The organism is Candidatus Symbiopectobacterium sp. NZEC135 (genome assembly GCF_025962695.1).
Genome location: NZ_JAGFPF010000378.1, coordinates 1 through 1,637, shown reverse-complemented (window position 1 = coordinate 1,637; position 1,637 = coordinate 1). Strand labels below are relative to the sequence as shown.

The 1,637-nt window shown below is 53.6% G+C and carries 2 protein-coding genes and 1 pseudogene; all 3 read right to left on the bottom strand.

The window, feature by feature from the left end:
* Positions 1-689: baseplate J/gp47 family protein (locus J5224_RS27045; RefSeq protein WP_264628237.1), on the bottom strand; the 689-nt coding region annotated here is incomplete at its 3' end.
* Positions 679-1,014 carry a DUF2590 family protein gene (locus J5224_RS27040; protein ID WP_264628236.1) on the bottom strand — a complete coding sequence of 112 codons (336 nt, stop codon included), beginning with the start codon at positions 1,012-1,014 and terminating at the stop codon, positions 679-681. The genes J5224_RS27045 and J5224_RS27040, both read right to left, overlap by 11 nt.
* Positions 1,007-1,637, bottom strand: a pseudogene (locus J5224_RS27035) (phage tail tape measure protein); the annotation flags it as partial. The pseudogene J5224_RS27035 and the gene J5224_RS27040, both read right to left, overlap by 8 nt.

Sequence of the window (1,637 nt, the reverse complement as noted above, 5' to 3'; positions counted from 1 at the left end):
GCAATCATGCTGCGATACACCGCATCGGTGTGGTAGTTGCCGACCAGGTTGTATTGGTTGCGACAGCGATCGCGCAGGTCATCATCAGATTCAGCATCAGCCCCTGGCGTCAGTAACCAGTTTTCCTCATTTTCTGCTCGCTCAATCCCCGATACGGCTACCGGCAGAATGCGGTAATAACCGGGTGCCAGATTAAACGCCCCGCCCGTTCCGCTGGCTTCCACCGACACCAAGCCGCTTAGGCTGCCCGCGTCCAGTGTGGTATCTGCCAGTACGCGCACGCTGTACACCTGGCCGTTAATGCGCTCCGTTTGCACCAGCGTTCCGGCAGGAATAATCACCGCCTGATCGGCAGCGGTTTTAAAAAACCGCATCGCGCCGCGCGCGGCCGTCGCAGGCTTGCGCGACAGATTGACGCCCCAGGCGAACACCTCCAAAAAGCTGCCGGATGCGGTGGCCAAATACATATTGGCCAACACCACATTGATTAATACGTCTTTCAGCCACATCACCGGCGTGGTAACGATGGCGTTAATCAGTCGCCAGAAAGGCGACATTTTCGAGGTATTGGTGATCAGCCCTTCGGCAGTAACCAGTTGTTGGAATTTATCGTTAACCGCCTGCGCCGTTACCGGCATTCCGGCATCGCTCAGCGCCTGCTCGTAATCAATCTGAGGTTTAACTGTCATAATCTGCACTCACTTGCAGCGGGCCAAAATCATAGGTTTCTGCGGTGATCCATAGCCGCGTTTTGGTTTCTTCGCTCAATACCACCGTACCGGGAATAATCCGTTCATCCTCTTCAACTAACATAATCAGTTGCGTCATGATGTCGGCGCGTAATGTCGGGCTACGCTCGGCGATTAATTGTGTGGTGAGTCCACTTTCAATAATGGTGTGTACGCAGTCTTGCCCAATGCTTACCCGGTTATTACACAGATTCGGCTCATTACCGGCGTTCAATGAAAAATTACGCCCGGTGATCAGCAGATCGATATATTTCGCATCATCCATTGCGCAGTTCGTCCCATTCCATCAATTTTTCCGGCGTCATGCCGTTATTGGCGTGGATCACCACGCTGCCAATATGTTTGCTGTTATCCGTAATCGATCGCGTATTGTTGTTAATGTCTTTACTCAACCCGCCGCGCTCAATGCCTTTGAGGTTTCCCCCGGTCAACAGCGCATTGCCACCCGGTTTTATGGGCTGCGCCGCCAGGGGGATTACCGGTGCCGATAAGGGCATCACCGGCATTTGCGCCACCGGCTGAATGTTTTCCCCCGTTGCGGCCAGCGTATTACCGGGCATATCAATACTGACGCCGGGAATATGATTTAGCTTTTCGACAATCCAGCCGTAGACGCCCGCAAAAGACGCCTTAATGCCCTCCCACAATCCGCTAAACAGATTGCTAATGCCTGTAGCCACGCCGCTTAGGGTGTCCATCAGCGAAAAATTACCGATAGCCGCCACCAGACGTTCCCAACCTTCGGTAATGTTCGCCCAGGCCAGTGAAAACAGTTGCGCAGTCACCTTGACGATCTCAGCCAGCACCTGAAAGGCTTCTGTCTGCGTAATGGCGGCAATCACCTGATCCCAATGCTGATAAAGCAGATAGCACCCGGCAACCAGTGCC